Annotated in this window: 7 protein-coding genes and 1 pseudogene; 4 read left to right on the top strand and 4 right to left on the bottom strand. The window is 50.7% G+C overall.

All coding sequences use genetic code 11. The features are described from left to right. Positions 1 to 246: 246 nt before the first annotated feature. Together ACYC56_RS11595 and ACYC56_RS11590 are read right to left on the bottom strand one after the other, a co-directional pair. Entirely contained in the window at positions 247 to 732 is a 486-nt protein-coding gene (locus ACYC56_RS11595) for an ABC transporter permease (protein WP_461374339.1), read from the bottom strand. Then, positions 729 to 1,475 (bottom strand): annotated as a pseudogene (locus tag ACYC56_RS11590) (ABC transporter ATP-binding protein). Before ACYC56_RS11590 ends, ACYC56_RS11595 begins: the two are co-directional and overlap by 4 nt. Before the next feature lie 199 nt (positions 1,476 to 1,674). Here ACYC56_RS11590 and ACYC56_RS11585 point away from each other — a divergent pair. The 4 genes from ACYC56_RS11585 (at position 1,675) to ACYC56_RS11570 (ending at position 4,793) form a co-directional block, all read left to right on the top strand. Continuing rightward, positions 1,675 to 2,034 (top strand): class I SAM-dependent methyltransferase, encoded by a 360-nt coding sequence (locus tag ACYC56_RS11585; RefSeq protein WP_461374338.1) that lies wholly within the window; start codon positions 1,675 to 1,677, stop codon positions 2,032 to 2,034. Positions 2,035 to 2,127: 93 nt separating this feature from the next. Next, positions 2,128 to 4,083, top strand: coding sequence for an acetate--CoA ligase (acs, locus tag ACYC56_RS11580; protein ID WP_461374337.1), 1,956 nt, complete (start codon positions 2,128 to 2,130; stop codon positions 4,081 to 4,083). Positions 4,084 to 4,237: 154 nt separating this feature from the next. Further along, positions 4,238 to 4,669: a hypothetical protein gene (locus ACYC56_RS11575; protein ID WP_461374336.1), complete on the top strand. Its 432-nt coding sequence runs from the start codon at positions 4,238 to 4,240 to the stop codon at positions 4,667 to 4,669. After that, positions 4,641 to 4,793, top strand: coding sequence for a hypothetical protein (locus tag ACYC56_RS11570; RefSeq protein WP_461374335.1), 153 nt, complete (start codon positions 4,641 to 4,643; stop codon positions 4,791 to 4,793). The genes ACYC56_RS11575 and ACYC56_RS11570 overlap by 29 nt, the downstream gene beginning before the upstream one ends. Positions 4,794 to 4,868: 75 nt before the next feature. Here ACYC56_RS11570 and ACYC56_RS11565 read toward each other — a convergent pair whose 3' ends face one another. Both ACYC56_RS11565 and ACYC56_RS11560 read right to left on the bottom strand, forming a co-directional pair. Next, positions 4,869 to 5,048 (bottom strand): hypothetical protein, encoded by a 180-nt coding sequence (locus ACYC56_RS11565; RefSeq protein ID WP_461374334.1) that lies wholly within the window; start codon positions 5,046 to 5,048, stop codon positions 4,869 to 4,871. A 27-nt stretch (positions 5,049 to 5,075) separates the two neighbouring features. Further along, complete coding sequence (locus tag ACYC56_RS11560; protein WP_461374333.1) at positions 5,076 to 5,330, bottom strand: hypothetical protein; 255 nt, start codon at positions 5,328 to 5,330, stop codon at positions 5,076 to 5,078. Positions 5,331 to 5,660: the final 330 nt, after the last annotated feature.

Raw genomic sequence — 5,660 nt, 5'->3', positions numbered from 1 at the left:
CTCTTTGAAGTGATCCGCAACAGGCCCAAGGCACCGCGTGGTGCAGCTATCATGCCACTCTTCTTTGACATCCTGAATTTCGCATTTTAATTCGCTGAACCGATCGCTCAGGTTGGTCTTCATTTCTCATTCCCTCCTTCTACAAGGGCGCCACCAAAACAAAAGTTCTGAAACCGTTTGTTTTCAGAACTGTCGCTCCATACTATATTCTTTTTCTTATTATTAATTTATCCGCATTTGCTTAATTTAAACAGGGATGTAATAACTTGCCACTAATAAAGTGACAAAGGAAAGTTGTTGGTTTGTAGTATCGAGAAAAACCTGAGCGTGCGCACCTTTCGCAGGTGCCACTGATACCGGTGGAGACGGGGGGCCGGAACCGGGCGACGAAACGCTTACGCGCGCTGAGGCATTTTCCGTAAAATCCGGGGGGAAAATAATGGCGGCCACCTTTTTCCCATCCCGAACCTGGTTTTTTGCTGCTTCGACATCCTTCGACTCCGCAATATCGAGTGTTGTATGGTCGATTCTGTCCACAAGTTCGGCTGCGAGCGGTCCGTTATCTTGATTCACAACCGTGACACGTATGTGCTTGGGCTGTGTTCCAAAGGCAAACCCGAAGATCAGCATGGCCATGATGGGCGCTAGAAGCATCAATGCAAGGGTCCGCGGGTCGTGTCGCAGGGTCAAGAATTGTTTTCTTGCGATGGCGAGTATCCGGGAAAGGTTCATAGTTGACCCCCTTGTCGATGTTTGGCAAGAGTAAGGAAAGCTTCCTCGAGACTACTTGTCTTGGTTTGACGCAGAAGATCGTCCGGAGTTCCTTCGGCGATTAGTTTACCCTGGTTGACAAGCCCAACCCGCTCACACCGGAAAGCCTCGTCCATATAGTGCGTCGTAATGAGGATGGTAGTGCCTTCTTTTTGCATAGAGGCGAAGCGTGCCCAAAATGTTGCCCGTAACTCGGGGTCGACACCGACGGTGGGTTCATCGAAAACGAGCGAGCGCGGCTTTGGTAAAAGGGAAACCGCAAGCGATGCCCGGTGTTTCATACCGCCTGAAAGCTTTGTGATAACCGTAGTGGCCCATCTTGAGAGTCCGATGAATTCAAGCAAATCCTCAATGCGGCGCGACAACTCGGCGTGGGGGATACCGTAGAGCCGCCCGAATAGCTAAAGGTTCTCGCGAACCGTAAGATCATTGTAAAGTGCTGTTTCCTGTGGCATGTAGCCTATAAGAGGTCGAATTGCCGGGTCTTGCGGTGTGCGACCGAGAACGTGCACCTCTCCGGATGTAGCGCGCAAAGGCCCGGGGATAATGCGAATGGCGGTTGTCTTGCCGGCGCCGTTTGGTCCTATCAGACCATAGAGTTCTCCTTCATGGATAGAGAAGCTGATTCTATCAAGCGCATGGAAGTCGCCGTACGCCTTGACGACATCATTGAATATAATCGCTTCTCTTATATCCTGCAGCATTAATTCCTGCCCTTGTGATCGCTGTCTGTCCTGTTTTCCTCTTCTATTCTTACCCTTTACAGCAAAAATATAGTGCTGCGAGGCTATTCGCTTTGTTATCGCATCGAGCATACTAGGGAGTCTTTAGCGGAAGATATAACGAAAGACATGGGGAGCCATGGGTGTTACCGGATATAGGTCTTTACTAGGGGCGACAACTATGAAGATGAATTGGGTAGATGCATTGTTTATGAAGAGCCCCGTGCGCCCCATCATGCAACGGGAGGAAGCGCGCCGCATGCTTCGCCTTAGGGGCGATTTCGGCGTCCTTCACCACATCCCCGACAATCACAAAGCCCTCGGTGAGGTAGCGCGAGTTCTTAAGCCGGGCGGGAGGTTTATCTTTATGGAGCTTCTCTCTTTCTTTACGATGAATCCCGTAATGCGGTTTCTCACACAGCACCCGCCCGACGCCCAATTCACATGGGAGGAGCTGGCAGCTAAATTAAAAGAATCGGGTCTACCGGTACCGGAAGATTCGTGCGCAGTTAGCCCGATCAGAGTTATCGGTGTTGCCTGAAAAATCATAGTTTAAGAAGAAAGTTTCAGCATAATGGGTAAAAGTGATATCAAGCACCGTCTTTGTATCTAAACGGACAATGGTGAGAGTTATATGAGCGATAGCGATGAAACACTTGAAAGCTTATTACAGGAGAAGCGGCTCTTCCCCCCGCCGGAAGATTTTAAAAGGGCGGCCGTCGTGACTTCAGATATCTATGAAGAAGGCAAAGACCCGCAAGCGTTTTGGGCGCGTATGGCATCAGAGCTGCACTGGTTTGAGCCATGGAATAACGTCTTAGAGTGGAATCTGCCATTCGCGAAATGGTTCGTAGGCGGAAAAATAAATGCATCCTACAACTGTTTGGATCGCCACATCGATGGTGCTGCGCGGGACAAAACGGCGATTATCTGGGAAGGTGAACCCGGCGAAGAGCGCACTTTAACCTATCTTGATCTCTATAACAAGGTTAACGCGTTCGCTAATGCCCTTAAGAAATTAGGGGTCAAGAAAGGCGACCGGGTTACGATTTACATGCCGATGATTCCCGAAACTGCGATTGCAATGCTAGCATGCACCCGCATTGGCGCACCCCACTCGGTTGTTTTCGGTGGTTTCAGCAGTGAGGCGCTCCGCGGGCGAATTAACGATGCCGGGGCCAAGGTTCTTATTACTGCAGATGGCGGGTATCGAAGAGGAAAAGCGATCCCGCTAAAGCAGGCCGCAGATGAGATATTGAAGGATACCCCGACAATCGAGAGCGTGGTAGTAGTCCGGCGGGTCGGCGATAAGCTTACTACAGCTATGCGGGAAGGCCGGGACTACTGGTACCACGACGTGCTGAACGGCGCTGAAGAGTACTGCGAGCCGGTGCGGATGGATGCAGAGGATATGCTCTTCTTGTTATACAGCTCAGGCACTACCGGCAAGCCCAAGGGAGTAGTGCACACAACCGGCGGATACCTGACGGGAGTGTATACCACATTTAAATATATCTTCGATTACAAGCCCGACGACGTTTACTGGTGCACGGCCGACGTTGGCTGGATTACCGGCCATAGCTATAGCATATACGGACCGCTTTTAAACGGGGCGACACTGGTTATGTACGAAGGGGCGCCCGATTATCCAGATCGAGGTCGCTGGTGGAGCATTATTGAAAAACATAAGGTTTCGATTTTATACACGGCGCCGACGGCAATCCGAAGCTTTATAAAGTGGGGTACCGCGTGGCTTAAGCAGTATGACCTATCCTCACTACGTCTTCTCGGTACGGTCGGGGAGCCGATTAACCCCGAGGCCTGGGTGTGGTACTACAAGTATATCGGCAACGAGAGGTGCCCGATAGTCGATACCTGGTGGCAGACCGAGACCGGCCAAATTATCATAACACCGCTTCCGGGCGTTACTGTCTGTAAGCCGGGGTCTGTCACACATCCGTTCCCGGGCATCGGGGCCGAGGTCGTCGATGAGCACGGAAATCCCGTGAAGCCGGGAGGCAGCGGCTACCTGGTTCTTACAAAACCATGGCCGGCGATGCTTCGAACCCTCTACAATGCCGAACAGAGATACATAGAGACGTACTGGAGCAGGTTCCCGGGTAAATACTTTACCGGTGACGGCGCCAAACTAGATGAAGATGGCTACTTCTGGATTCTTGGGAGGGTCGACGATATTATCAAGGTCGCCGGTCACCGGATAAGTACGGCGGAAGTAGAGTCGGCGCTGGTCGACCACCAATCTGTTGCTGAAGCTGCGGTAATCGGCATCCCGCACGAGGTCAAAGGTGAAGCCATCGCCGCGTTTGTTATCCTCAAGGAGGGACACGAGGGCACACCGCAGGTGCAGCAAGCACTTAAAGCCCACGTTCGAAAGAAAATCGGCCCCATAGCCGTGCCTGAAATGGTTATCTTTGTCAGCGAGCTCCCAAAAACACGCTCGGGCAAGATCATGCGCAGGCTTTTGCGGGACGTAGCCACCGGTCGTACACTGGGTGACGTATCCACGCTTGCCGAGCCGGGGGTCATGGCCGAGCTGAAACAGAAATATGAAAGCCAGGAAGCAGAATAGGTTCCGGCCACGGTTTAAGAAATCTACCGATTAACAGGTTGCAAACTCCTTCCATAATCCATTAGCATGGTATTGAAACCCTTATGAGACTCACTAGAACCTGTGTCCGAGCGAGCACCAGTTTTCAAGTAACGAGATACAAGAGAGGCTATGAGTGAAGAATCAACAACAAGGTAATGATGGTAAAAAAGGCAAGGTTTCCCGGGGCGCTGCGGCCGCCATATCAGCAATAGTGATCGTATTGCTTCTTGGCTCCGGCCTTGGGGTTACGCATATAACTGTGGTTCCGCGCTATAAAGACTATACTAATCCAGAACCCGGCTGGTGCGGCATATGTCACAAAAAACCCGCATCCCATGCCGAACAATGGACGCTCAATCACGGCATGGCCGCATTACCCGACAGGTCAAGCTGTGCCCCGTGCCACGAGCCCGGCTATTGCAAAGAATGTCATAAGAAGCGTCCGGCGTCACATGAGAGCAATTGGAGCGTCGCTCATATTGCGAGCGCCCGGATAAGCGAAAAAAGCTGTTACGAGTGCCATACGACGAGCTATTGTGCGAAATGCCACGGTACGTGTCAATAAAGGTAGCTTTGAAGACCCCGCAAAGGCGCGGGGCGATGACGAAGAGAAGCTCACCATCTTTCGACGGGTTCGGGATGAGATCAAGGCCTTTGTGCAGATTCTGCCCGGAGCGCTCTACGAATAGTTACCGGTCGATTTGCCGCTATTACATCAAAAAAAAGGGGGCCGAAGCCCCCTTCCGTATAACGGCCCGTGCTACTTACAACACGCTGAGTAAGTGAAGAACTACCAGGACTACAAAGACTACCAACAGAATGTAGATAATATTTGCAATCAGAGGAGTAAGAGCAAATACTCCGAATAACTGCAGGACTACGAGAATGACTACCAATACAAGTATCGCGTATAAAATATTCCATAATGTACTACTCGTTCTCATCACGTACACCTCCTTAGATGACACATACTACCCTCCGGTTAATGCGGGAACCAGGTAGATCGCAAGGAAGTACAGGATGGCTATCACGATGATAACGATGGCCGCATATCTGATCGCCGCATACGCGACCATGCTGTCCCTTTCCGGCCCTATCCGGCGCTCGACAACTCTACGTTCCTCAACGGGTCTTATCACCCTGTGTTCCTCAACAGGCTCAACAACCCTGCGTTCCTCTATATCTTTATGTACACGTTCGTGCTCGTCATATAAGGGATCACTCATTATTCTCACCCCATCGACTATGCGTTTGGATGCGACATAGCGTTTTCTAAAGTTCTATTACCTATATTTCCCAACTTTGCATAATTAAACAAGCTTGGGGAATAAAATGAGGTTGCGGTAAAGAGATAAAGTCAGACTAGCGGGAAAGGAGATGCTTCACCGCTAGTCTGAAAATTCTTTTCGTGGGGCAAGTAACGCAGGGGCTAATTGAGAGGCAGATACAGGATGTTTTGCTCTTCAACCTGTGGCTCTTTGCTGGCGTTTTTGTAATTTGAAACGACCAAAAATCCCAGGACGGATAAGAGCAAACCCATCAGGACAAATCCAAAG

The organism is Candidatus Aquicultor sp. (genome assembly GCF_054640775.1).
This window is presented reverse-complemented; position numbering and strand designations above follow the sequence as displayed.